Source organism: Haloarcula marina, from assembly GCF_024218775.1.
Taxonomy (GTDB): Archaea; Halobacteriota; Halobacteria; order Halobacteriales; family Haloarculaceae; genus Haloarcula; species Haloarcula marina.
Map to the genome: position 1 here is coordinate 1,699,714 of NZ_CP100404.1, position 22,850 is coordinate 1,722,563.

General features: G+C 65.5%; 25 protein-coding genes. 15 read left to right on the forward strand and 10 right to left on the reverse strand.

The annotated features are described in order from the left end of the window. Positions 1-78 precede the first annotated feature (78 nt). The 3 genes from NJQ44_RS08855 (at position 79) to NJQ44_RS08865 (ending at position 1,638) form a co-directional block, all read left to right on the forward strand. The gene (locus NJQ44_RS08855; RefSeq protein ID WP_254270984.1) at positions 79-1,005 is read left to right on the forward strand and encodes an NAD-dependent epimerase/dehydratase family protein; all 927 of its coding nucleotides are present in this window, start codon (positions 79-81) and stop codon (positions 1,003-1,005) included. Positions 1,006-1,213: 208 nt separating this feature from the next. Further along, positions 1,214-1,423, forward strand: coding sequence for a HalOD1 output domain-containing protein (locus tag NJQ44_RS08860; RefSeq protein ID WP_254270985.1), 210 nt, complete (start codon positions 1,214-1,216; stop codon positions 1,421-1,423). Positions 1,424-1,491: 68 nt separating this feature from the next. Next, complete coding sequence (locus NJQ44_RS08865) at positions 1,492-1,638, forward strand: hypothetical protein (RefSeq protein ID WP_254270986.1); 147 nt, start codon at positions 1,492-1,494, stop codon at positions 1,636-1,638. 7 nt (positions 1,639-1,645) lie between these two features. Here NJQ44_RS08865 and NJQ44_RS08870 read toward each other — a convergent pair whose 3' ends face one another. Both NJQ44_RS08870 and NJQ44_RS08875 read right to left on the reverse strand, forming a co-directional pair. Continuing rightward, positions 1,646-1,927 (reverse strand): winged helix-turn-helix domain-containing protein, encoded by a 282-nt coding sequence (locus NJQ44_RS08870; protein ID WP_254270987.1) that lies wholly within the window; start codon positions 1,925-1,927, stop codon positions 1,646-1,648. Positions 1,928-2,108: 181 nt separating this feature from the next. After that, entirely contained in the window at positions 2,109-2,639 is a 531-nt protein-coding gene (locus NJQ44_RS08875; RefSeq protein ID WP_254270988.1) for a DUF7344 domain-containing protein, read from the reverse strand. Positions 2,640-2,974: 335 nt separating this feature from the next. Between NJQ44_RS08875 and NJQ44_RS08880 the strand changes: the two genes are divergently transcribed. The 6 genes from NJQ44_RS08880 (at position 2,975) to NJQ44_RS08905 (ending at position 9,172) form a co-directional block, all read left to right on the forward strand. Beyond that, entirely contained in the window at positions 2,975-4,075 is a 1,101-nt protein-coding gene (locus tag NJQ44_RS08880) for a DegT/DnrJ/EryC1/StrS family aminotransferase (RefSeq protein ID WP_254270989.1), read from the forward strand. Next, entirely contained in the window at positions 4,072-5,079 is a 1,008-nt protein-coding gene (locus NJQ44_RS08885; protein ID WP_254270990.1) for a Gfo/Idh/MocA family protein, read from the forward strand. The genes NJQ44_RS08880 and NJQ44_RS08885 overlap by 4 nt, the downstream gene beginning before the upstream one ends. Beyond that, a complete protein-coding gene (locus NJQ44_RS08890; RefSeq protein ID WP_254270991.1) occupies positions 5,057-6,427 on the forward strand; it encodes a nucleotide sugar dehydrogenase in 1,371 nt (456 codons plus the stop codon). Before NJQ44_RS08885 ends, NJQ44_RS08890 begins: the two co-directional genes overlap by 23 nt. Before the next feature lie 326 nt (positions 6,428-6,753). Further along, positions 6,754-7,395, forward strand: a complete 642-nt coding sequence (locus NJQ44_RS08895) for a DUF7344 domain-containing protein (protein WP_254270992.1) — start codon at positions 6,754-6,756, stop codon at positions 7,393-7,395. A gap of 692 nt (positions 7,396-8,087) precedes the next feature. Continuing rightward, the gene (locus tag NJQ44_RS08900) at positions 8,088-8,252 is read left to right on the forward strand and encodes a hypothetical protein (protein ID WP_254270993.1); all 165 of its coding nucleotides are present in this window, start codon (positions 8,088-8,090) and stop codon (positions 8,250-8,252) included. A gap of 542 nt (positions 8,253-8,794) precedes the next feature. Continuing rightward, positions 8,795-9,172, forward strand: coding sequence for an Hsp20/alpha crystallin family protein (locus NJQ44_RS08905; protein WP_254270994.1), 378 nt, complete (start codon positions 8,795-8,797; stop codon positions 9,170-9,172). Positions 9,173-9,211: 39 nt separating this feature from the next. On the opposite strand, the gene NJQ44_RS08910 is transcribed toward NJQ44_RS08905, so the two are convergent. Both NJQ44_RS08910 and NJQ44_RS08915 read right to left on the reverse strand, forming a co-directional pair. Then, on the reverse strand, positions 9,212-9,403 hold the full coding sequence (locus NJQ44_RS08910) for a cold-shock protein (protein WP_254270995.1): 192 nt from the start codon (positions 9,401-9,403) through the stop codon (positions 9,212-9,214). A gap of 60 nt (positions 9,404-9,463) precedes the next feature. Further along, entirely contained in the window at positions 9,464-12,052 is a 2,589-nt protein-coding gene (locus tag NJQ44_RS08915) for a PEP/pyruvate-binding domain-containing protein (protein WP_254270996.1), read from the reverse strand. Between the two features lie 122 nt (positions 12,053-12,174). Between NJQ44_RS08915 and NJQ44_RS08920 the strand changes: the two genes are divergently transcribed. Then, positions 12,175-12,609 (forward strand): universal stress protein, encoded by a 435-nt coding sequence (locus NJQ44_RS08920; protein ID WP_254270997.1) that lies wholly within the window; start codon positions 12,175-12,177, stop codon positions 12,607-12,609. Between the two features lie 24 nt (positions 12,610-12,633). On the opposite strand, the gene NJQ44_RS08925 is transcribed toward NJQ44_RS08920, so the two are convergent. Next, complete coding sequence (locus tag NJQ44_RS08925; protein ID WP_254270998.1) at positions 12,634-13,626, reverse strand: CapA family protein; 993 nt, start codon at positions 13,624-13,626, stop codon at positions 12,634-12,636. 18 nt (positions 13,627-13,644) lie between these two features. Further along, positions 13,645-14,070, reverse strand: coding sequence for a universal stress protein (locus NJQ44_RS08930; RefSeq protein WP_254270999.1), 426 nt, complete (start codon positions 14,068-14,070; stop codon positions 13,645-13,647). A 105-nt stretch (positions 14,071-14,175) separates the two neighbouring features. Between NJQ44_RS08930 and NJQ44_RS08935 the strand changes: the two genes are divergently transcribed. Then, positions 14,176-14,703, forward strand: coding sequence for a phosphopantetheine adenylyltransferase (locus NJQ44_RS08935; protein ID WP_254271000.1), 528 nt, complete (start codon positions 14,176-14,178; stop codon positions 14,701-14,703). Between the two features lie 61 nt (positions 14,704-14,764). On the opposite strand, the gene NJQ44_RS08940 is transcribed toward NJQ44_RS08935, so the two are convergent. Then, entirely contained in the window at positions 14,765-15,019 is a 255-nt protein-coding gene (locus NJQ44_RS08940) for a hypothetical protein (RefSeq protein WP_254271001.1), read from the reverse strand. A 242-nt stretch (positions 15,020-15,261) separates the two neighbouring features. Beyond that, positions 15,262-15,735, reverse strand: a complete 474-nt coding sequence (locus tag NJQ44_RS08945) for a DUF6789 family protein (RefSeq protein ID WP_254271002.1) — start codon at positions 15,733-15,735, stop codon at positions 15,262-15,264. Positions 15,736-16,089: 354 nt separating this feature from the next. On the opposite strand from NJQ44_RS08945, the gene NJQ44_RS08950 reads away from it, so the two are divergent. Next, positions 16,090-18,057: an archaea-specific SMC-related protein gene (locus NJQ44_RS08950; RefSeq protein WP_254271003.1), complete on the forward strand. Its 1,968-nt coding sequence runs from the start codon at positions 16,090-16,092 to the stop codon at positions 18,055-18,057. Positions 18,058-18,065: 8 nt separating this feature from the next. On the opposite strand, the gene rdfA is transcribed toward NJQ44_RS08950, so the two are convergent. Next, on the reverse strand, positions 18,066-18,680 hold the full coding sequence (rdfA, locus tag NJQ44_RS08955) for a rod-determining factor RdfA (RefSeq protein WP_254271004.1): 615 nt from the start codon (positions 18,678-18,680) through the stop codon (positions 18,066-18,068). Positions 18,681-18,796: 116 nt separating this feature from the next. Between rdfA and NJQ44_RS08960 the strand changes: the two genes are divergently transcribed. Next, a complete protein-coding gene (locus NJQ44_RS08960) occupies positions 18,797-19,474 on the forward strand; it encodes a TIGR00266 family protein (RefSeq protein ID WP_254271005.1) in 678 nt (225 codons plus the stop codon). Positions 19,475-19,550: 76 nt separating this feature from the next. After that, positions 19,551-20,003, forward strand: a complete 453-nt coding sequence (locus NJQ44_RS08965; RefSeq protein ID WP_254271006.1) for a MaoC family dehydratase — start codon at positions 19,551-19,553, stop codon at positions 20,001-20,003. A gap of 16 nt (positions 20,004-20,019) precedes the next feature. Here NJQ44_RS08965 and NJQ44_RS08970 read toward each other — a convergent pair whose 3' ends face one another. Beyond that, a complete protein-coding gene (locus NJQ44_RS08970) occupies positions 20,020-21,384 on the reverse strand; it encodes a glycerate kinase type-2 family protein (protein ID WP_254271007.1) in 1,365 nt (454 codons plus the stop codon). 122 nt (positions 21,385-21,506) lie between these two features. Here NJQ44_RS08970 and NJQ44_RS08975 point away from each other — a divergent pair, with 122 nt between their 5' ends. Then, a complete protein-coding gene (locus tag NJQ44_RS08975; protein ID WP_254271008.1) occupies positions 21,507-22,841 on the forward strand; it encodes a nickel pincer cofactor-dependent isomerase, group 22 in 1,335 nt (444 codons plus the stop codon). Positions 22,842-22,850: the final 9 nt, after the last annotated feature.

A 22,850-nucleotide genomic window follows, 5' to 3' on the forward strand; every position in this document is an offset into this window, starting at 1 on the left:
GCTATCGGGGCGTAGGCACCGCCAACGAACGGTTCGTCACCCCATAACTTACGCCGCGGTCTGACTGCACACGTCTAGATGGCGATAGCGTCTCTCAGCGACCGGCAGATACTGGTTACCGGCGGCGCGGGCTTCATCGGGAGTCACCTCACCGCGGCGCTCGCACCCGAGAACGACGTGACCGTCCTCGACGATTTCTCGACGGGCGACCGGACGAACCTCCCCGAGGGCGTCGCGGTCCACGAGGGCGACGTGCGCGACGAATCGACCGTCGACGAGGCGATGGCGGGCGCGGACGTGGTCTTCCACGAGGCGGCCATGGTCAGTGTTCCCGAGTCAGTCGAGCGCCCGCAGGCGTGTCACGAACTGAACGGGACGGCCACGCTCGGCGTCTTGGAGTGCGCCCGCCGCCACGACGCACGGGTCGTCATGGCGTCTTCCGCCGCCGTCTACGGCGACCCGGAATCCGTGCCCGTCGCCGAGGACGCGCGACTCGACCCGTCGTCGCCCTACGGCTTCGAGAAGCGACTCAACGAGCAGTACGCGCAGTTCTACGCGGAGACGTACGACCTCCCGACCGTCCCGCTTCGGTACTTCAACGTCTACGGGCCGCGCGGACTGGACGGCGAGTACGCGGGCGTCATCGGGACGTTCGTTCGGCAGGCCCAGTCGGGTGACCCGCTGACAGTCGAGGGTGACGGCGAGCAGACCCGCGACTTCGTCTACGTCGACGACGTGGTGCGGGCGAACCTCTGTGCCGCGACGACGGACGCCGTCGGCCGTCCGTTCAACGTCGGCACCGGCGAGAGCGTCACCATCAACTACCTCGCGGAGGCGGTTCGCGACGTGGTGGGTGCGGACGTGCCTATCGAGCACGGCCCGGCCCGAATCGGCGACATCGACCGAAGCGAGGCCGACGTGCGTCGGGCCGCGGAAGACCTGGGGTTCGAGGCCAACGTCGGCCTCCGAAAGGGACTGTCGCGCACGCTCGACGCCGAGAGATGAGCAACGCGTGGTGTCGACCCGGGGAAACGCGAATTCGCCGAGCCGAGAGTAGCCAGGACCTGTTGCTGTCTTCGGATTTTAAGCCGTTCTTTCGGTCGGCCACCGAGAAAGTCAAATATTATATACCATCTGTGCGTTGACACTGATGATGCAGCATTGTGATACGAAGACGCGGGAAAACGTAAGTCCCGTTCCCAGCGATCGCTCGATGAGTACGACTATCGCCCATGAACTCGCTGCGGTGATGGGTATCGACCCGGTGGAAATGACACCGCTAGCGGATTCCGTGGACACTGACGCGCTGGACGCGCTGTTCGGTACCGCGGCCACGGACGCCCAGTTCCAGTTCACGCACGAGGGATATCGCGTACTCGTCACGCCGACGGGCATCGCGATCCGACCGCCGAATCTCGACTGAGCGAAAGAGGCTGTTTCCGCGCATAATCTACGAATTACGAAGTCGCTTGACGTGTTCTACGCTGTTGCATGAGTGGCCATCTGACGTCGGACGAGTGGCAACGCATCACTGAGTTCGCCGAGACTCCCAAACATCAGCGTCGGCCGGAACAACTGCTCCCCGAAGGTGAACGCGAACTCGACGAGAACAGGAAAGAAAACAACGCGCGGGACTGACTATTCGTCACACCATGTTTTCGGTCTCGATGGTCTGCCAGACGTCTAGCCCGGCGTCGGTGATGCCGTAGACGCGGCCCTTGCGCCGGTCCTCGGAGACGAGCAGGCGGACGAGATCGTTGTCCCGTAGCTCTTGGAGCGCCCGAGAGACGTGTGCGATGCTGAGGTCCGTTTCGTCGGCGATGAGCGACGGCGTCGCGGGTCCCTCTGAGAGTCGTTGCAACGTTGCGATGCGATAGCGGGAGCTGATCACGTAGCTGACTTTGTCCCACGGGTCCGAATTCGTCATTTACTTTCTCCTCGTGTCCTGTTACCGGAATAGTGCTTGCGAGGTACTGTCGCTGGATGTACCGTGTGGTGGTTGCTGAGGGACATGAATAACCATTTCGTTGTTTCGAACGAGTAAGGCCTTCCAATACCGCACCACCGCCCCTTCGAGCGACGGTCGCCGACCGACGGCGTGGATAGACTCATCGGAGTTCCGGCGGCCGGGTATTCGCCCGGCGTCGATAGTCCAGACACTGTGCGGCGGTGACGACTGTGAGGAGTCCCACGACGAGCGTCGCGACGAGCGTCGTCGGGACGGCGACGGCCGAACCGGCGAGCGCTGCGCCGACGAGTGCGAGACCCGTGACTCCAGCGGTCGCACCGCTGAAACGAGGCCAAGGGACCACCGGCGCGATTGGCCCGAGGTAGCGGTCCGTCTCGGTGACCGAAGTCGTCGGCGCGACGGTCCGCTCCGTTTCGTCGTACTCGACGAGTCCGGCCGCTTCGAGCGTCGGGATGTGCGTCTGGTACAGCGAGACGTAGATACGCTTCTGCTCGGCGGTATCGATGTCGTCCGGCGACGTTCCGGCTTCCTGCGCGCCGATGCCCCGTGCGAGACGCATCAGCTCCACCGGGGCGTCGGCCTCCCGGAGCGTCGAGAGAATGAATCGACGACGGCTGTTACTCATCACTCCGAAGGCTGTATCGCGGGCGAGCGGTGTCTCCCCACTCATCGTGGCCTCCTCGGACCGGGCGGTCGCCTGTCGAACTGGCCGGGTTGTAGAGCCACTGTTACCGTTACAGACAGGATGATTGTGCTTTGTTACGTATCACATATCCACTGGTGGGCAGACAGTACTCCAATCGAAGCATTGGGTTATCCAGACGCAAACACGCGTTTCGAAGGGCGAGCGCCCGGTAATCCGAGAATACAGCCGCGATATCACGCGTCGTGACACAAGCCCTGCATAACAATGGCTTCACTTTGCCTGCCGCAAACCGTGATAGTCGTACAATCAACGCCGACCCTCCAACGTCGGCCCGGTCCCTCCACCGGCGGTGACCGCGCATGAGTGACGCGCGCTCGTTCGAGCCTACGATGTCCATCGCGTCACCCGATGTCGGCCGCGACGAATTGCGCCGCATTCACGACGTCCTCCGCTCCGGCCACTTGAGCGGCGGCGACGAAGTGGACGCGTTCGGCGCTGAGTTCGCAGAGTACTGTGACGTCGCCCACGGCGTCCCGACCAGCAACGGGACGACCGCTCTCCACGCCGCGCTGGTCGCGCTTGGTGTCGGCCCCGGCGACACCGTCCTGACGACCCCGTTCTCGTTCGTCGCGACCGCGAACGCGGTCAGACACGCGGGCGCGGACCCGGTGTTCGCGGACATCGACCCGCAGACGTACAACCTCGACCCGGACAGCGTCGCCGAGACGATGGCCGACCGTGACGTCGACGCCATCCTCGCGGTCCACCTCTACGGCTGTCCGGCCCCGATGCAGGAACTGCGAGCGCTCGCCGACGAGCACGACGCCGCTCTCATCGAGGACGCGGCGCAGGCTCACGGCGCGACCTACCGCGGCGACCCCGTCGGAAGCCTGGGTGACGCCGCCTGCTTCAGCTTCTACCCCACGAAGAATATGACGACCGGCGAGGGTGGTATCGTCGTCACCGACGACGAGACAGTCGCTGAGAACTGCTGGGAGTTCATCGACCACGGGCGCGACGGCGAAGGCAACCACGCGTCGGTCGGTCACAACTTCAGGATGACGGACATCTGCGCCGCGGTCGGACGGGTCCAACTCGAGAAACTCAACGACTACGTCGAGGCACGCCGGAACAACGCCGCGGAGTACACCGAGGCGCTCGTCGGGTCGGACCTCGTGGCCCCCGTCGAACCCGCGGGGTCACGGCACTCCTACCACCAGTACACGATTCGGTGCGCCGACCGCGAGGCGGTGCAGGACCACCTCGAACGCTACGGCGTCCCGTCGGCGGTGTACTACCCGCGCCCGATTCACGAAGAGCCAGCCTACGAGGACGTTACGACGTCGCTACCGGCCGCTGAACGCGCCGCCGACGAGGTACTCTCGGTTCCGGTCCACCCGGACCTCTCGGCGCGCGACGTGCGCGCAGTCAGCCTCGCACTTATGGAGTACGACCAATGAACACAGACGAGACTCTCGCGGCGGGCGTCGTCGGCGTCGGCAGCATGGGCAGGCACCACGCTCGCGTGTACAACGAGATACCCGGCGTCGAACTCGCAGGCGTCGCGGACGCCGACGAAGTGGCCGCCGCCGAAGTCGCCGCCGAGTACAGCACCGGGTTCGCGGACATCGGCGAGTTGCTGGAGGTCGTCGACCTGGTCTCCATCGCCGTCCCGACGCGATTCCACTACGACGTGGCGATGCAGGCCATCGAGGCTGGCGTCTCGGTCCTCATCGAGAAGCCGTTCGTCCGCGACCCCGAGGATGGGCGGGAACTCATCGACCGCGCCCGCGAGGTGGGCGTCCAATTACAGGTCGGTCACATCGAACGGTTCAACCCCGTCGTCGACGTCCTCGACGAGGTGCTCGCGGACCTCGAGCCGATAGCCGCCTCGGCCCGGCGACTCGGACCGCCGGTGTCCCGCGACGTGGAAGACGACGTGGTGATGGACCTGATGATTCACGACATCGACGTCATCTGTTCGTTACTGGACGACGACGTGGCGGGCGTCACGGCCATCGGCGCGTCCGACGGCGACTACGCCGACGCTCAGATCGAGTTCGCGGGCGGGACGGTCTGCTCGCTCACGGCGAGTCGCATCACTCAGGAGCGGATTCGGGACCTCTCGGTCACCACCCGTGAGTGTCACATCGCCGTCGATTTCATGGACCAGTCGATGCGCATCTACCGCCACTCGGACCCGTCGTACCAGACGAACAACGGCGACGTACGGTACACGCAGGAGAGCATCATCGAGCGACCGTCCATCGAGAGTGACGAACCGCTGAAGCGCGAACTCCGGTCGTTCGTCGACTGCGTACGGACTGGGTCGACGCCGCGGATCACCGGTGAGGACGGCCTCCGCGCGCTGGCTATCGCGCGCGAGATAAGCGATATCGCGTACTCTCGTGACCTCGCTGTCGAGGGGGTGAGCATCGCCGATGGCAGCACAGTCCGGGAGTGAAGTCTACGCCGCGGAGCGCGGCGGGTGGGCGCTCCAAGAGGCGTTCGTCTCGGGGCAGATTCCCGTCGCCGTCTACGGCCTCGGGAAGATGGGACTGCCGCTTGCCGCGGTGTTCGCCGAGGTCAGCGGCAACGTCACCGGCGTCGACATCGACCCCGACGTGGTCGCGTCCATCGAACGCGGCGAGTCGACCGTCAGCGGCGAACCCGGCCTCGCCGAACTCGTCGCTGACCTCGCGGCCGATGGGTCGCTCTCGGCCACCGCCGACCCGGAGGCCGCGGCGACTGACGCCCGGGTCCACGTCGTCATCGTCCCCACGCTGTTAGACGAGACGAACGAACCGGACCTCGCGACGCTGCTGGCCGCCGTCGACGGCATCGCCGCGGGCCTCTCGCCGGGCGACCTCGTCGTCATCGAGTCGACGGTCCCGCCGGGGACGACCCGCGACGTGGTGACGCCGCGACTCGCGGAGCAGAGCGGCCTCGACCCCAGCGAGTTCGGCGTCGCCTTCTGTCCCGAACGGACCGCCAGCGGCCGCGCGCTCCAAGACATCCGCGGAGCGTATCCGAAGGTCGTCGGGGGCGTCGACGCCGAGAGCGAACGCGTCGCGGGACTGCTGTACGACGAACTCACCAGCAACGAGGTTCTCTACGCAGGCGACGCGACGACGGCGGAGTGCGTGAAGGTGTTCGAAGGCATCTACCGCGACGTGAACATCGCGCTGGCGAACGAACTCGCCCGCGTGACGGACCCGCTCTCGGTCGACGTGAACCGCGCGATAGAGGTCGCCAACACCCAACCGTTCTGCAACATCCACGAGCCCGGACCGGGCGTCGGCGGGCACTGCATCCCGCTGTACCCGTACTTCCTCACCTCGCAGGTGGAGACGGACCTGCCGCTCGTGGAGACGAGTCGGTCGGTCAACGACGCGATGCCGTCGTTCGTCACGAGCACGCTCGTCGGGATGCTCGACGACGAAGGCGTCGACGTGACCGACGCCACGGTCCTGCTGCTCGGCGTCGCGTACCGCGGCGGGGTCGACGAGACGCGGAAGACCCCCGCCCGCCCCATCGCCCAGCAACTCGACGAACTCGGCGCGGACGTGTGGGCGACCGACCCGGTGGTCGACGTGGCGAGCGTCCCGGACCTCCCCGCTCACGCGCTCTCGCACGACGCCGTGGAGTACTCGGGCGACGAGTTCGACGGGGTCGTTCTCGTGACCGCACACGACGAGTACCACAGCCTCGACTACGGCAGCTTCGCGGACGCCGTCGCCGTCGACACCCGCGACGTCCTCCCTGACGTGCCGATGTCGGTCTATACTCTCGGTAGCGGAATACGCCAGTAGGGCCCTTGAAAAATCCGGCAGGCCCGTCCGAACTGCCGTCGCCCAGTCAGGGTGCAAACCGTTTCGATTGTCGCGATAGTCGCTCACGCCGACAATCTCGTATTACTCTCCGATAGAGAGTGCATTTCGTCAGGGTAATCATCCGCCTACATGTAACGAATCTTACGTAACAAAGTATTAAGTAGCGAAAGCGTGTCTCATTTGACAGGCGCTTGGGTTCGGACGGACGCCTCGTCACGACCGCGTTGTGGGTGTGTGCGACTTCACCAACCGGTCACGACAAACCGTCGTCGTCCGCGTCCGGGCGTAGCCCAGGAGGGCTATCAATGAGTACCCAGGACCAAACCCCCATCGAGAAGGACCAGACCCCCATCGAATCGGATTTAGACGAATCGACCTCTGAGACAGCAGCGGTCGATGCAGAAGCGCAGGACCAGGAAGCCGAGACGCAGGCGACAGAGACGGACCTCTCGCTCGACCTCATCTTCGAGATTCTGAAGAACAGCCGCCGCCGCGAAGTACTCCACTATCTCCGGGACCACGAAGAGGGCGAGCGCGTGTCACTCGGCGAACTCGCCGAACACGTCGCCGCCATCGAGAACGACACGACGACGGAGGCACTGACCTCCAGCGAGCGAAAGCGCGTGTACGTCGGCCTCTACCAGTGTCATCTTCCGAAGATGGACGACATGGGCGTCGTGGAGTTCAACCAGAACCGCGGTCACGTCGAACTCGCGCCCGCCGCCGAGCAACTGACCGAGTACCTCGACCGGCCCGCCGAGTCGGCGCGCGTCCCGTGGCACCGCTACTACGCGGTCATCTCGGGCATCGGCGTCGCCGTCCTCGGCCTCGCCGTGGGACTCGGACTGGCTCAGAGCGTGCTCTTGCTGATGGTGGGCCTCGTCGTGGCCACGTTCGCGTTCTGTTCCGGAACGCACTGGTACGTCGAATCCCAGACCGAAGAGTAACACCCGTCTCCCGACTAACGGCCCTCGACGAACCGTTTGCCGTCCATCGGTTTTCTCACTCCCATTCGTTCCCGACGTGACGAGCGCCGCCGCTGTCGGCGGACGTGGCATCGCGGGTCAGCGCCAGCGAGTACCGCCACGCTGGGCTGACGAGAGTTACGGACTCGAAGACACAGCGAAAATGGTGACCGGCGAGGAGTTCGCACGTGAGTCGGGGTGGGGTACACAGGTGGATGGCCGGTCAGCCATTTTCCGGTCTGCGTCGGACACAAGTGGGTGGTGTACCGTGGGGATGGTGGTGCTTCGGTGTCGGCCGACACCGTGTCTCCGCGACACAATGATGTCGGCATTTCCACGTGGGTTTGACACACACATTGTAACACTCTGCCTAGCCCTACCGACACCGCGTTCGGTCGTCTCGCTACGGATGCGCCCAGATTCCGCCACTCGCAGTCGAACGACTGCCCCCGCGGTAGCGGTCCGCCGTCGTCCCGCGGTAGGTTCGGTTTACTCGGCAGTAAACGGCGTTTACTACCGATATGGGGGAGGGGAAGTCGGGACGAGTCCGGTAGATTCGGTGCAGTGGCCCCCCAATATCGGGCCGATCCTTCGACTGCCTGCCCGACCCACACCGCCCACAGATTCCTGTCGCTCAGATAGTATTATATCCACGGAACTGGTACTCTCTAGATATGGGCGACACGAAAGAGAGCCGTGACGACAAGGCGCTCCGTGAGGAGAAACGACAGCGGGAGGACGAACTGGAGACCGAAGTCGAGGAATTGGACGAGGCGGAAGCCGCCGACGAGCGACGCGAAGAACAGGAAGCGGAAGACGAACTCGCCGCGGACGAGTGAACACACGGTATCGAGTGTCGACGGATGAGCACCCGGTGTCGTCACTCGACACCGCGCGTCGCGAGAGGTCGGGGGTACCTCGGACCGGACTCCCAGTGTATCGGTCCGTGTGTGGGTTCGGACGTACCCCACAGCCTCCGTTCCGGCCATCGAAACGACGGTCGTCTATGACCGTACGTATCGGACTTGTCGCGAATCGTGCCGAGGGAAAGGACCAGTGGAATCCTCGACGCGGCCGCGACAAATATAGCTTGTACAGTGTCCCATATCATCATGTGGAGATTACTGCGCGGAAAGTCGCGGTAAGCCCCACGACGGACTCCGTCCTGCGGAGACCGTTCGAGGTAAGCCAGCGTTTGTCCGCCAGTGACACCGCGGCCGTCGTTCCTCTCACCCGTGCTGCCGTTCATCGCCGACGCTACCCGTCACGGTGCGGGTTTTCACTCGACGGTGTTCGGTCCGCACGCCGTCCTCAATCGGAATCCAGACCGAGGTCCACCGTAGGGTTAAGTACCACTCCCGCGTCAGTATCGCGTGCTATCATGACTCGTAGACGGCGACTCCGCCCGACGCGTCGAGCAACGGACGACAGCGCGGAGACGGAACCACCCGAACCGTTCTCTGTCGATATCGCGACGGACGGTGACGCGTTCGTCGTCACCGCGGAACTCCCCGGCGTCCGCACGCAGGACATCGACGTGACGGTCCGAAAGAATCGGCTCCGAATCGACGTTACGGCGGAGAGCGACGACGTCGAGGGCACCTACCTTCGGCGCGAGCGGAACCGGCCCGCGGGTAGCCGCGTCGTCGAACTCCCGGGACCGGTGGTCGAAAAGCGGGCGTCAGCGTCCTACAACGGCGGCGTCCTCCGTCTCCGTCTCCCGAAGCGGGACCAACGGCGACGCGTCGGCGTGGAATAAGCGGCCATACGTCGAGACGGTTCCGCCCACAATGGCCCGCTACGCCCGCCGGAGGTTCACCGCACGCGGCCCCCGTTCGCCGCGTTCGATGTCGAACGTCACTGCCTCTCCTTCCTCCAAATCCGGGTCGATTTCGGACTGGTGGAAGAACACGTCTTCCTCGCGGGCGTCCGTCTCGATGAATCCGTATCCCTTCTCGTCGTGGACGAACGTGACCGTTCCTCGTGGCATACGGTACCGTCCGTGCCGCAGCGACCTAAACGTCCGGTCGCCACTCCCGCGAGCGCGCAGTCACTCGATTCGCTCGACGGTCCCGCTCACCCCGTCGACGCGGACGCGGTCCCCCGTCTTCAGCCTGGTCGTCGCGTCGTCGACGCCGACCACCGCCGGGATGCCGTACTCGCGGGCCACGAGCGACCCGTGGGTCAGTCGTCCGCCGACTTCGGTGACGACGGCGGCCGCGTTCAAGAACAGCGGCGTCCACCCGGGGTCCGTGTAGGGGGCCACCAACACCTCCCCACGGGCGATTCGGGTCCTCGCGGGGTCGGTGACGACACGCACGTCGCCTTCGACGACGCCCGGTGCCGCCCCGGTTCCGGCGAGCGTCACCGCTCCCGGCGTCCCGTCGATGGGACCGGTCGCGCGCAGAACCTCCCCCTCGCTCGTCAGTAACCGCGGCGGAGCGAGGGCCGTCGCTCGCTCGTACGCCTGCCGTCGGGCCGTCACGTCGACACCGGCGAGGGTACGCGGGTCCGCGACGGCGGCCCGAAGTTCGTCGTAGGTCAAGTGCCAGACGTCGTCCCGACTTTCGAGCGCTCCCGCCCGTTCGAGTTGCCGACCGGCCGCCAGCGTCTGCTGTCGTAGTTCGTCCAGCAAACGGACGAGCGCGTACTTCGGCAATTCTCTGAGGCCGATGTAGCCGCGGTACATCGTGGCGAGTCGGCGGACCAGCGGCCGCAACGGACGGGGCGCGGCCGACACCAGCGCGGCCTTCGCGTCCGCTGCGCGCGCCTGCAACTCATCGCCTTGATGGGTCGGTGAATCGGCGTCCGGGGCCGCGATGTAGCCGCTCACGACGTTCAACAGCGTACTCGGGTCTTCCCGGTACCGCGGGCGACTCCAGTCGATTTCGCCCACGGCGCGGAACCCGAACGCGTCGAGAAATGCGTCGACGGCCGCGACGAACGCCTCGGCGTCGTCCCGGTCCCGGAGGTCCGCCATCGTCGTCCCTTCGCGGAGCGCCCGTTCGACCGCTGGCGTCTCCTGTGCGACGGCGGCCACGTCGGCCAGCGCGGCGTTCATCTGGTAGACCACGTCGTCGGTGATGCCGAGCGCCAGTTCGTCGACGCGCTCCCGTTCCTCGGGGACCAACCGGCGGAGCAGGGCACCCGCGATGATGCCCGAGAGGAACCGCGAGTAGAACGGGTCGAGCAACCAGTCCGCCCCGTTCCCGAGTTCCCGCACGGCCGCGTCGAGTCGCGCGGGGAGTGTCTGCGGCGCGCGAATCCGTTCGATAGCCCGGTCGCACTCCTCGTCGTACGTCGCCTTCAGCGCGGTGGGGGCATCCAGCGGGTCGCCGGTGACCATCGTCCGCGGCACTCCGCCGACGAGGCGGTACGCCAGTCCGACGACGCGGCGAAGCGTGCCTCGGTTGTCGAGCGCGGCGGCCAGTGGCAGCCCTCTCCCCGTGGCAGGAAACTGCTCGGGCGCGTCGGCGATGAACGACCGCATGGCGGCCGCGCCCGGTTCGTCTATCACGTCGAAGTTGTCGAGCAATCGCCGTCGGAGTCGTGGTTCCCGGAGGTACGGCGTCACGTCGATGTACAGCCGGTTCCCCGCGGTCGCAATGTCCCAGCCGTCCATCCCGAGGTCTGAGAACACGCTCTCGATGAGCGTCGCCCACGTGTCGAGGACGAGCGTCGGCATGGCGTCGGGCATCCCCTGGCGGTGACCGAAACTGTAGTACACGTGGACGGCATCGTCGGGCGTCGGTTCCGGGACCGGGAACAGCGAAGTAATCGGCCGCGCTTGCAGAATCGAGATGTCGCCGTCTCGAATCGCCCACTCCACGTCTTGGGGGGACCCCAGCGCCGACTCGATTCGGGTGCCCAGCGTCGAGAGCGCCCGCACGTCGCTCTCCGAGAGAATCGGCTCGGACCGTTCCGGGCCGACCGCGTACTCGACGATTCGGTCGGTGGGACGGTCGAATCTGATAGAGTCGGCCGTGGTCCGCCCCGAGACGAGTCGGTCGCCCCGTCCCGGTCCCGCGTCGATGACGGTCACGGGTCGCCGCCCGCTGACCGGGTCGGCGGTGAAGAGGATGCCCGAGGCGTCCGGTTCGACGAACGCGTGGACGACGACGGCCATCGCCGCGTCGGTCACGTCGATGTCGTTGCGGGCGCGGTACACCACGGCGCGCTCGGTGAACAGACTGGCGAGGCAGTCCCGCACCGCCGTCGCGACGGCGTCGGTGCCTTCGACGCCGAGGAACGAGTCGTACTGTCCCGCGAAGGACGTTCCGGGGAGGTCTTCCGTCGTCGCCGACGACCGAACCGCTACCGGGCCGGACGGTCGGTCGCGGTCCAGCGCGTCGACCACCGAAGATGGGAGGGGCGTCGACCGAATCCGCTCGCGGAGTTCGGCGGCGAGGTCCGCCCGTGCCGCCCCGTCGCCGCGGTCCACTGCTGCTTCGAGGTCGCTCAGCAGGTCGCCCACTCCGGCGGTCTCGACGACGGTTCGGTACGTCTCGGTCGTGACGACGACACCACCGGGAACCGGCAGACCGAGTGACAGCAGACGGGCGAGCGTCGCCCCTTTCGCGCCGCTGACGGCGGGTTCCGTCGCAACTGGGTCCGTCAGCAGGCAGACGGTGTCGGACATGGTTCTCGGAGCATTCGAGCGCCCGTCGCAAGAACATATCCGGCATACTCCGAGCAAGGGGTCGATACCGAGGGGGTGTCACCACCGAATCATGTTTCCCGAAGCTCCCCCAACAGTACCGTATGTACAGCCGAATCTTGGTTCCGACAGACGGGAGCCCCGGGACCGCGTCGGCCATCGAACACGCGGTCGAGCACGCCCGTACCTACGACGCGACCCTTCACACGCTCTACGTCGTTGACACGACCATCGCCGCGGACGCCGGTGTCGCTGGCGTCTACGGTGCGCTGGAGGACACCGGTCGTGAAGCGATAGACGCAGTCAGGACCGCGGCCGCTCGCGCTGGTGTCGACGCCGCCGAAGCGTCGCTGGCACGCGGCGCACCGTACCGCGTGATTCTCGACTACGTCGACGAAAACGACATCGACCTCGTCGTGATGGGGACGCACGGCCGCCGCGGCCTCGAACGGTACCTCCTCGGAAGTACCACCGAGAAGGTCGTTCGGTTGGCCGATGTGCCGGTGTTGACCGTACGGATGACTGACGACTCGGCATGAGAACCGGCGTGCCGTGCTTGCCCGTCACGCCATCGGAACGACGAGCGTGTCCCCTTCGCGTTCGATAGTGGTCCCGAACGGCGCGGACAGTTCCCGCATGCGGTCCCGACTCCACGCGGCCGCGTCGGGACGGGCCTCGTGAACGGCGAAGTCGCGTATCTCCGTCGGTCGCAACCGGACCTCTGTGACTGTCCCGTCCGCGGCGAGAGCGAGTTCGAACAGGAAGCTCCGGTCGTTGCGGAGCGACTCGGAGACGGCGTAGTCGTCGACGAAATCGCCGGTGTCGTACAGTATCGGCCGCCCTTCGTACACTTCGACGCCGTGGAACACGTGCGCGCTGTGCCCGTGGACGGCGTCGACGCCCTCGTCGACCAGCCATCGGGCGAACGCGCGGAACTTCGGGGAGGGGGCCGTCACCATGTTCGGTCCCCAGTGGAGCGACGCCACGACGAGGTCCGGGTCGCGTTCGCGCGCCCTGTCCAGTGCCTCGCCGACGCGCTCTCGGGTGGTAGCGTCCTCAACGTCGATGTCGACGTAGGCGGTTCCCGGAGCGGTAGGCGTCGCGGCGTACTCCGGCGTGTTGTCGGTCAGCGAGATGACGGCCACTTCGACCGGTCCGGCCTCGAACAGCGCGGGTTCGAGCGCCGCCGACAGCGTTCGGCCCGCGCCACTGCGGGCGATGTCCGCCTCGTCCAACACGTCGAGCGTGTCGAGTAACGCCGCCTCCTCGTAGTCGAGGACGTGGTTGTTGGCGAGCGCACAGCAGTCGACACCGGCCGCTTCGAGCGCTGGAACGGCCCACCGCGGGTTCGCCCGGAAGTGAAACGCCCGTTCGGTGCGCTCCCACGGACGCCCGCGTGTCGAGAGACAGCACTCGAGGTTGAGACACAGGCCGTCCAGCGTGGTGAGGCGCGGTAGCAGGTCGCCCCAGACGGCCCGGGGAGGGCGCTGTAACTGTCGCTCGTCGACCAGGCGCCCGAGCATCACGTCGCCAGTCAGGCCGAGTGTCGTCGTCATTCGCTACGCCGTGGGTCGCTACGCTTTCTGCGGCCCCTCGACGACCACGCACTCGCAGTCGGCCGCCTCGGCCACCTTTCGACCGACGCCCGAGAAGTGTTCCTCGTGCTCGCCGTGTTCGCCGAGGACGATAGTCTTCGCGCCCACTTCCCGCGCGTAGTCGAGGATGACCTCGTGGGGTATCCCGTGCCGGGTGTCGCCCTCGATGTTCACGCCCGTACCGTCGGCCAGTTCCCGCACGTCGGCGATTGTCATCGTGGCGTGGTCCTCCGCGAAGATAGTCGCCAGTTCGGTCGAACTCAGCGCCGGTTCGTTGAAGCGGCGCTCGTCGACCACGCTGATGACGTACAACGGGAGGTCCTCGGCCGCGGATAGTTCGACGGCGTGTTTGGCGGCCGCGCGTGCGTACTCGCTCCCATCAGTCGCTAACAGGATGGACTCCATACGCGGCGTACAACCCAACAGCAGTTAAGCGTTTGTCACTTTCCGACATCGTACCGTCTCGCGCCTCCCGTAATTATACCACGCCCCGGCGACGTACACGTGGCTATGCCCGACACAAACCGCGTCGCAATCCTCGGGGGGACGTTCACGCCCCTCCACAACGGCCACCGCGCGCTCCTCCACAGCGCGTTCCAGACGGCGAGCCACGACGGTGACGGCGACGGGCACGTCGTCGTCGGCCTCACTTCGACCGAACTCGCGAGCGAGACGCGGAGCGATCCCTCGCACGCCGACCGTTTGGGCGCGTTCGCCGACCGACGGGCAGCGCTGGACACCGCGCTCGACCGCGTCAGCCGCGCCTACACGGCGTCGTGGGAAATCGTCAAAATCGAAGACACGTTCGGCCCGGCGCTGACCCGCGAGGACGCCGACGCTCTCGTGGTCGCGCCGGAGGGGAAGGCCCAACGTCGCGCGCACGAACTGAACGACCGTCGCATCGAACGCGGCTATCGCCCGCTGGAACTCCACACCTCGCCGTTCGTCGTCGCCGAAGACGGTTACCGAATCAGTAGCACCCGCATCCGGAACGGCGAAATCGACGTTCACGGGCAGGTACTCGACACCGACGAATGAGGCCAGCGTAGACAGGCACCGGACCCCCTCCGGCCCGACGATGGCCGCCTCGACGCTGGCGTCAGTCCGGTGGCCCCTCCTCGCCAGGTTCCGACAACGTCTCCGACAGGCCGTCTTCCCGAACCATCGCCGACACGTACTCCGAAACCGTTTCCACTCCGTCATCACCGCCGAGTTCCCGCGACACCGACAGGTGTTGGTCCTGCTCTTCGACCCATTCCTGCGTCCCGGTCACTCGCTCGAAGATGTCTTGCAATTGCCGCTGACGCGGTCCACGTGGACCACCGTCACCGCTCGAAGCCGAATGACTACTCATCGGGACACTCCACTGTGCGTCGTCCGCGTTCGCTGTGTGACAATCAAACACATACCACAGTACGGCCCAAAGGAGACATGGTATTTAGTATTCACCACCCACGACCCGTCAGGACGCTCTTACGCTCGCTTCGCTTCCGGAGCGTAACCGACCGGCGAAAGCGACGCCGGTATCGGCGTCCCGTCTCGCGGGTAAGAGGCTGTTACTACCGGCGTCGTACGCACGACCGTCGATACCGCGGCTTAGGCATCCGTCGACCCGGCGGATGCGTCGGACCGGCGGAGGTACTCCTCACTCAGTGCCAGCGCCCCGCCGTAGACAACATAGGCGACGAGCGTCGAAACGACGACGGAAAGGCGGTCTAGAACCGCACTCTCGGGAGCGACGGCGAGGCGGACGACGACCGACACCGACCACACGACGAGTCCGAATAATGCGCCGTGAAACAACCGCGAATCACCGGGCAATAACCGTGCGAACGCCGGATACACAGTCGGCCAGGCCACGACGTACAGGACGCCGAACCAGAGCAGTCGGAGGACTGTCACGGCCGCCCTGGGCAGACGGACGGCGGCTTCACCCGACAGCGGGAGAACGAGCGCGGCAAACGCGTACGCCCCTGTGACGCCGAGCACACTCTCGACGAAGACGAGGACTGCCGCCAACGCTGTCGTCGCGGCGACACCCACACCGGCCATCGTACGAACCCGACGCATTCCGTACCGCTTCGATTCGGGCGGTAAAAAGTATGCCTCGCGTTCCGAGAGGTACTGTCTCTCGAAGGGACCTTCGCCGGGAAGCGGCCCACTGCCCGAAACGAGGTAAGTTTCGCTTACGGATAGCGTTCCGTCGACGGATTGCAGTCGTGTCGTGGTCACGTCACTGTCTCTCTTCGTACCGCAACGGTCACCCTCATCGGGCACGCCGGGCGACTCCACCGACAACCGGTCGTGGAAAGGACACCTCGCCGGTGGGCAGGCCGCCGTACGTGGGTAGATAACGCTCGTACCGTTGTTAGTAACATTTGCCAAGGCGGAAGAATCATAATACAACAGCTACAAGCGGTGGCAATGACACAATCTGTTCAAGATAGCAGAAAAGCGGTATTCGATGTCGAGAACGTCGGGGGTATCGACCAGACCAGCGTCGAGATACCGCCCGGCGTCACCGTTCTGACTGGCAAGAACGCGACGAATCGTACCTCGTTCCTCCAGTCCATTATGGCCGCGATGGGGAGCACGAACGTCTCGATAAAGGGGGACGCCGACGAAGCGCGCGTCGAACTGACGTACGACGGGGAGACGTACGAACGCACGCTCACTCGCGCGGGGACCGAAACCGTCGAGAAGAACGGTTCCGGATATCTGGAAGACCCGTCGGTCGCCGACCTCTTTTCGTTCCTCCTGGAGACGAACGAGGCCCGGCAGGCCGTTGCCGTCGGCGACGACCTTCGCGAACTCATCATGCGGCCGGTGGATACCGACGAGATTACCGCCGAGATAGAGCGCGTCGAACGCGAGAAAGGGGAGCTAAACGAGGAAATCGCGGCGCTCGAATCGCTGAAGCGTGAACTCCCCAACCTCGAACAGCGGCGCTCGAGGCTCCGCGACGAAATCGAAGAGACCGAAGCGGAACTCGCGGAAGTCGAAGAACAAATCGACGAGAGCGGCCGCGACGTCGAAGAGACCCGGCAGGAACAGGAGAAACTGGAGTCGAAACTCGACGAACTCCGCGAATGCCGCGCAGACCTCCGCTCGGTTCGGTCGGACATCGACCGCCAGCAAGAGAGCATCGACGCCCTCCGCTCGGAACGGACCGAGTTGTCCGACGAACTCGAAGAGGCCGAGGCCGACGACGGCGACGACGTGGCGGGCATCGACGCTCGCATCGACCGCCTCCGCGAGGAGAAACGACAGCTCAACTCCGAGACGAACGACCTCCAGAGCGTCATCAACTTCAACGAGCAGATGCTCGCGGGCGGCAACGACACCGTCGTCGACGCCGTCCAGTCCGACGGTGCGGGGACCACCGAAGACGGCGGCGACATCACCGAGCAACTGCTCTCGGACGACGACTCCATCACCTGCTGGACGTGTGGGACCGGTGTCGACAGCGCGGACATCGAGCGCACGCTCGACCAACTGCGCGACCTCCGCAAGCAGAAGTTGAACGAGGTTTCCGGTCTGGAGGACGAACTCGCCGAGTTGAAGTCGAAACAGCGAGAGCGCCAACAGCGCCAACAGCGCATCCGCTCGGTCCAGCAGAAACTCGACGACGTCGAGCGCGAAATCGAGACGCGCGAATCCCGACTTGAGGACCTCCGCGAGGACCGGTCGGATCTCACCGACGAGGTGGAAGCCCTCGAAGCGGAAGTCGAAGACCTTCGAACCGAGGACTTCGGCGACATCCTGGACCTCCACAAGGAGGCCAACCAGTTACAGTTCGAACTGGACGAGAAGGAGTCCGAACTGGAGTCGCTGACCGAGGAGATCGAGTCCAAAGAAGAGCAGATCGTCGCGGAAGACGAACTTCGCGAGGAGCGCGACGAACTCGTCGACGAACTCACCGACCTGCGGACTCGCATCGACCAGATAGAGTCCGAGGCCGTCGAACAGTTCAACGAGCACATGGAGGAGGTTCTCGACATCCTCGGCTACGACAACATCTCCCGCATCTGGATCGAACGCATCGAGACGACGGTCCGTGAGGGGCGGAAGAAAGTCGACAAGACGGTGTTCGAACTGCACGTCGTCCGGAGCACGGAGTCCGGCGCGGCCTACGAGGACACCGTCGACCATCTCTCGGAATCCGAGCGCGAGGTGACCGGCCTCATCTTCGCGCTCGCTGGGTATCTGGTCCACGACCTCTACGAGGACGTGCCGTTCATGCTGCTCGACTCGTTGGAGGCCATCGATTCCGAGCGTATCGCGTCGCTGGTGGACTACTTCTCGGGGTATGCCGACCACCTCGTCGTCGCGCTCCTGCCCGAGGACGCGCAGGCGCTCTCGGACGACTACGCTCGCGTCGAGAGCATCTAAGACCCGACTCAGCTCTCGGCTTCGCAATCACACCCGCCGCGTTCCAACAGTTCGGCGACGGAGTACTGGGCGTTGCAGTCTTCGCAGAACACGTCGACGCTGACGAACAGGCGGAAGTCGCCGAGCGTGATTCGGTCAGTCTTCGACAACCGCTCGAGTTTCTCGCGAGAGACGACTTCCGTTCGGGTAGTCAGGCGCTCGATTTGTTCGCGTTCGCGTGCGACCTGTTCCTCGTCCGTCGCGTGGTCGTAGCTCGCGCCGCGAACGTCCTGTAGATAGCTCCGGATAGCCTGATAGGTCACGAAATCGCTGGTCAGCGAGTCCACGTCGATACCGGCGTCTTCGAGGTCGCGTTTCGCGTCGGTGACACGACCGGCGCTGGCGTCGTCGTCGGTCAGTAGTCGGTAGTACATCTGGACGCCGTCGTCGACGGTGTCCATCCCGTGGTCGCGCAGTTGACGACGGAGCAATTCCTTGTTGAACAGTTCCGCCAGCGCGCGGAGGCTCTTTCGTTCCTCTCCCTCTGCGGTCCAGTAGGCCTCCAGTTCGGCCCCGAACCCGTCGAGTTCGTAGGCGTCGATGAGACGACCCACTTTCGTCGTCGGTAACTCTTCGTTTGACATATAGAGTATTTGTGGCCGGTGCTGAAATATGCCTTGCGTCTGTCTCGTTCGGTCGCGACGGTGGGCTCACCCCAGCGGACACTACCTTTATACTGTCTGTCTGAGTAACATGTGGTATGAACTACGAAATCACTCACCGACCGTCCTACGCCCAACTCGCACTCTCGCTGGAGCGGGGGGAGTCGGTCCGGGCCGAGGGCGGTGCGATGGTCAGCCACACCGGGAACCTCGACGTGGAGACGAACGCCGAAGGCGGCCTGCTGAAGTCGCTGTCCCGGTCGGTCCTCGGCGGCGAGTCGTTCTTCATGAACACCTTCACCGCGACGGACGACACCACGCTCAAACTGGCCCCCGCGCTGTCCGGCGACGTGCAGCACCACGAACTCGCCGACGAGACGCTGTACGTCCAGTCCACGTCGTTCATCGCCTCGGACCCGGCTATCGACGTCGACACGAAATTCGGCGGCGGAAAGACGTTCTTCGGTGGTGAAGGGCTCTTTCTGTTGAAACTCTCCGGAACCGGTCCCGCGTTCATCTCCAGTTACGGCGCAATCGACGAGATACACGTAGAGTCCGGCGAGACTGCCGTCGTCGACACCGGTCATATCGTCGCCTTCGAGGAATCGCTCGACTTCTCCATTCAAAAGGTCGGCGGCATCAAGTCGACGCTGTTCAGCGGTGAGGGCCTCGTCTGCGAGTTCACGGGCGAAGGCACCGTCTGGACCCAGACTCGCAGTCCGGACGCCTTCCTCTCGTGGCTCATTCCGAAACTGCCGACGCAGAGCTCGAACTGACCCGTTCCGGCGCCAATTCGGGAGGAGGAATTTCCGCTTTCGAGGGGATTTTACCGGATGTGTGACAACTTATCGCATGAAATTTTTCGACGATATCGAGGTCGGTGACGCCGAGGAGTTCGGTGCGTACGACGTGACGAAAGCGGAGATAATCGAGTTCGGCGAGAAGTACGACCCCCAACCGTTCCACGTGGACGAAGGCGCGGCCGAGGAGTCGTTCTTCGGGGAGTTGGTGGCTTCGGGATGGCACACGGCGGCGATATGTATGCGGTTGAACGTCGACCGGACGAAGCAGTCCGAGATTGCCGCACGTGCTGGTGTCGGGGTCGACGCACTGCGCTGGCACGAACTGGTTCGTCCGGGAGATACGCTCTACCTCCGTACGGAAGTGCTCGAGAAACGTCCGTCCGACGGCCACTCCGACAGGGGGTACGTCACCGTTTCCATGGCGGGTGTGAATCAGAACGACGTAGTGGTCATCTCGTTCGAGGCGACTATCATCGTCGCGCGCGACGTCGCGTCGCCGTGACCGACGCTCCCGGGAGTCACTCCGGCGGCGGTGATTCGACCACGACCACCCGCAGGTCGTTGACGTTCGTCGTCGTCGGTCCCGTCTCGACGAGCGCGTCGTTGGCGTCCAGATACCCCTCCGCGTCGTTCTCGGCGAGGGCGCGTCGGGCCGCCGTCCGGTCGTCGACGGTACCGCCCGAGACGAGTGCGCCCGCGTACGCCGAGTTGCCGTCGATGCCGTCGGTGTCGGCGCTCGCGACGACGACATCGTCCGCCGACCCGCGCGCGACCGCCCCGTGGCGCTCGATTGCGCAACTCAGCGCGAACTCCTGATTGGGGCCGCCGCGGCCGTCCCCGTCCCCGCGTATCGTCACCGTCGTCTCGCCGCCCGAGAGGAGCACCCCGGGCGGGTCGACCGGTTCGCCGACGGCGGCTGCGGACTCGGCGATGCCGACCACTACCTTCCCGGCCTCGCGTGCCTCGCCGCGGACGCGCGAACCCAGGACCAGCGGCGTGTAGCCGCGTTCCTCGGCGACTTCCGCGGCGGCCGACAGCGCCGTGTCGTTGTTCGCGAGGACGTGAATCTCGACGCCGTCGAGTGCGGGATCACCGGCTTTCGGTGTCTCGGGGTACGTCCCGTCCGCGCCGTCCGTCAATCGGCGGCGGACGGCGGACGGCACGTCGAGGTCGTACGTCTCGACGACGTCGAGCGCATCTTCATACGTGGTGTCGTCGGCGACGAGTGGGCCGCTGGCGATGACGCTCAGGTCGTCGCCGATAACGTCGCTGAACAGCAGGCCCGCGACCCGTGCGTCGCCGAGTCGGTGGGCCAGTCGACCCCCCTTTATCGCCGAGAGATGCTTCCGGACGGCGTTTATCTCGTCTATCGACGCCCCGGCCCCGAGTAACGATTCGGTGACGGCCTGGAGGTCCGCCAGTTCGACGGGGTCCGCGGGGGCCGCCATCAGCGCGCTCCCGCCGCCGGTCACGACCGCGAGGACGAGGTCGTTCGGTCCCGCCGATTCGGCGAGTTCGAGCATCTGGCGCGTGCTCTCGACGCCCGACGCGGTCGGAACCGGGTGGTCGCCGTCGAGAACGCGCACGCGGTCGGTCTCGACCGGGTTGTCCGTGACGACCGCTCCGTCGTCGATTCGGTCGCCTAAGACGGTCTCTAAGGCCGCCGCGACGTAGCCGGCGGCGTTGCCTCCGCCGAGAACGAGGACGCGGTCGAACGCCGAGAGGTCGTACGCCGAGTCCTGTACGCGGAGCACGTCGCCCGAGAGCGACACCCGTTCCGAGACGACCCGGCGCGGGTCGGCCGCCTCGATGCCCGCTTCGAGGCAGTCGAGGGCCAGCGTCGCCGACGGCGTGGCCGGGAGCGTGTCGCGGTTCCGTATCATGGCTCTCTCAACCCGGCCCTGCTACATAGTTGCCACGGCGGGGAGCAACGAAACGTCGTTTCAGACTGTAACGACGCCACAGCGGACCGTACGCTTATGGCGCCCGCACGCGCCTCTGGAACATGGACCGCGAATCACTCTCCGTGCCCGAATCGGTCGTCCTGAACGCCACCGGCGACCAGCCGATACCGGAGATGGGCGTCGTCGAACAGGTCTGGGAGACGGACCCGATAGCTCCCGCGGACATCCCTGAATTGACCCGCCGCGCCGTCGAATCGCTCGACTGGTCGGGCGTCCCCGACGGCGGCGAGGTGGCAATCGGTGCGGGAAGTCGCGGCATCGCCAACCTCGCCGCAATCGTCGGCGGTGTCGTCGCTGCCGTCGACGGACTGGGGTACGACCCGTTCGTCTTCCCGGCGATGGGGAGTCACGGCGGCGCCACGGGCGAGGGCCAGCGGGAGAAACTCGAAGCGCTGGGCGTCACCGAAGACGCCATCGGCTGTGAGATTCGGTCAAGCATGGACGTAGTGGAGGTCGGTCGGACGGCCGAGCGAGACGTGCCGGTCGTCGCCGACGCTAACGCCGTCGGGGCCGACGCCATCCTCCCGGTCAACCGCGTCAAGCCCCACACGGACTTCGACGGGGACGTGGAGAGCGGCCTCTCGAAGATGCTCGTCATCGGGATGGGGAAACAGCGGGGCGCGAAAATCGCCCACGAGTGGGCCGTCGACTGGAGTTTCCGGAACATGATTCCCGAGATTACCGAGCAGTTGCTCGCCGAACTCCCGGTCGTCGGCGGCGTCGCCATCGTCGAGGACCAGCACGACGATACGGCGCTCGTCGAAGGAATTACGCCGGACGGCTTCCTCGACCGGGAGCGAGAACTGCTGAGGACGGCGTACGACATCATGCCGACGATTCCGTTCGACGAACTTGACGTGGTCGTCGTCGACCGCTTCGGGAAGGACGTGAGCGGACAGGGGATGGACACGAACGTCATCGGCCGCCGGCCGTTCGCCATCAACGAACCGGCCCCCGAGTCGCCAGACATCAAACGCATCTTCGCCCGGAGTCTCACGGAGACGACGAAGGGCAACGCGATGGGGATGGGGTCGGCGGACTTCGTTCACGAGGCGGTCCTCCGCGAACTGGAAGCGGAGAAGACGCTCATCAACGCCATCACGGCAAGTACAGTCCGCGGCGTCCGCCTGCCGCCCGTGGTCGAGACGGACCGGGCCGGACTCGTCGCGTCGCTCTCGACTGGCGGCGTGGTCCCGGTCGCGGAGGCCCGCGTCATCCGGGTCACGGACACGATGCGACTCGACCGGATGTACGCGTCGTCGGCACTCGTCGACGAAGCGCGAGAGCGGTCGGACCTCCGGGTAGTCGCCGACCCGATGCCGGTCGAGTTCGACGAGGACGGCCAGTTTGCCGCGCCGACGCCTCACGAGAGTTGAGACGGCCGC

Coding starts and splice junctions, on each gene's coding strand:
- NJQ44_RS08900 (WP_254270993.1), top strand. CDS start 8,088: ATGGGCGACACGAAAGAGAGCCGTGACGACAAGGCGCTCCGTGAGGAG.
- NJQ44_RS08920 (WP_254270997.1), top strand. CDS start 12,175: ATGTACAGCCGAATCTTGGTTCCGACAGACGGGAGCCCCGGGACCGCG.
- NJQ44_RS08855 (WP_254270984.1), top strand. CDS start 79: ATGGCGATAGCGTCTCTCAGCGACCGGCAGATACTGGTTACCGGCGGC.
- NJQ44_RS08875 (WP_254270988.1), bottom strand. CDS start 2,639: ATGAGTGGGGAGACACCGCTCGCCCGCGATACAGCCTTCGGAGTGATG.
- NJQ44_RS08970 (WP_254271007.1), bottom strand. CDS start 21,384: ATGATACGGAACCGCGACACGCTCCCGGCCACGCCGTCGGCGACGCTG.
- NJQ44_RS08860 (WP_254270985.1), top strand. CDS start 1,214: ATGAGTACGACTATCGCCCATGAACTCGCTGCGGTGATGGGTATCGAC.
- NJQ44_RS08865 (WP_254270986.1), top strand. CDS start 1,492: ATGAGTGGCCATCTGACGTCGGACGAGTGGCAACGCATCACTGAGTTC.
- NJQ44_RS08940 (WP_254271001.1), bottom strand. CDS start 15,019: ATGAGTAGTCATTCGGCTTCGAGCGGTGACGGTGGTCCACGTGGACCG.
- NJQ44_RS08870 (WP_254270987.1), bottom strand. CDS start 1,927: ATGACGAATTCGGACCCGTGGGACAAAGTCAGCTACGTGATCAGCTCC.
- NJQ44_RS08880 (WP_254270989.1), top strand. CDS start 2,975: ATGAGTGACGCGCGCTCGTTCGAGCCTACGATGTCCATCGCGTCACCC.
- NJQ44_RS08885 (WP_254270990.1), top strand. CDS start 4,072: ATGAACACAGACGAGACTCTCGCGGCGGGCGTCGTCGGCGTCGGCAGC.
- NJQ44_RS08905 (WP_254270994.1), top strand. CDS start 8,795: ATGACTCGTAGACGGCGACTCCGCCCGACGCGTCGAGCAACGGACGAC.
- NJQ44_RS08915 (WP_254270996.1), bottom strand. CDS start 12,052: ATGTCCGACACCGTCTGCCTGCTGACGGACCCAGTTGCGACGGAACCC.
- NJQ44_RS08935 (WP_254271000.1), top strand. CDS start 14,176: ATGCCCGACACAAACCGCGTCGCAATCCTCGGGGGGACGTTCACGCCC.
- NJQ44_RS08895 (WP_254270992.1), top strand. CDS start 6,754: ATGAGTACCCAGGACCAAACCCCCATCGAGAAGGACCAGACCCCCATC.
- NJQ44_RS08925 (WP_254270998.1), bottom strand. CDS start 13,626: ATGACGACGACACTCGGCCTGACTGGCGACGTGATGCTCGGGCGCCTG.
- NJQ44_RS08945 (WP_254271002.1), bottom strand. CDS start 15,735: ATGCGTCGGGTTCGTACGATGGCCGGTGTGGGTGTCGCCGCGACGACA.
- NJQ44_RS08975 (WP_254271008.1), top strand. CDS start 21,507: ATGGACCGCGAATCACTCTCCGTGCCCGAATCGGTCGTCCTGAACGCC.
- rdfA (WP_254271004.1), bottom strand. CDS start 18,680: ATGTCAAACGAAGAGTTACCGACGACGAAAGTGGGTCGTCTCATCGAC.
- NJQ44_RS08950 (WP_254271003.1), top strand. CDS start 16,090: ATGACACAATCTGTTCAAGATAGCAGAAAAGCGGTATTCGATGTCGAG.
- NJQ44_RS08930 (WP_254270999.1), bottom strand. CDS start 14,070: ATGGAGTCCATCCTGTTAGCGACTGATGGGAGCGAGTACGCACGCGCG.
- NJQ44_RS08960 (WP_254271005.1), top strand. CDS start 18,797: ATGAACTACGAAATCACTCACCGACCGTCCTACGCCCAACTCGCACTC.
- NJQ44_RS08910 (WP_254270995.1), bottom strand. CDS start 9,403: ATGCCACGAGGAACGGTCACGTTCGTCCACGACGAGAAGGGATACGGA.
- NJQ44_RS08890 (WP_254270991.1), top strand. CDS start 5,057: ATGGCAGCACAGTCCGGGAGTGAAGTCTACGCCGCGGAGCGCGGCGGG.
- NJQ44_RS08965 (WP_254271006.1), top strand. CDS start 19,551: ATGAAATTTTTCGACGATATCGAGGTCGGTGACGCCGAGGAGTTCGGT.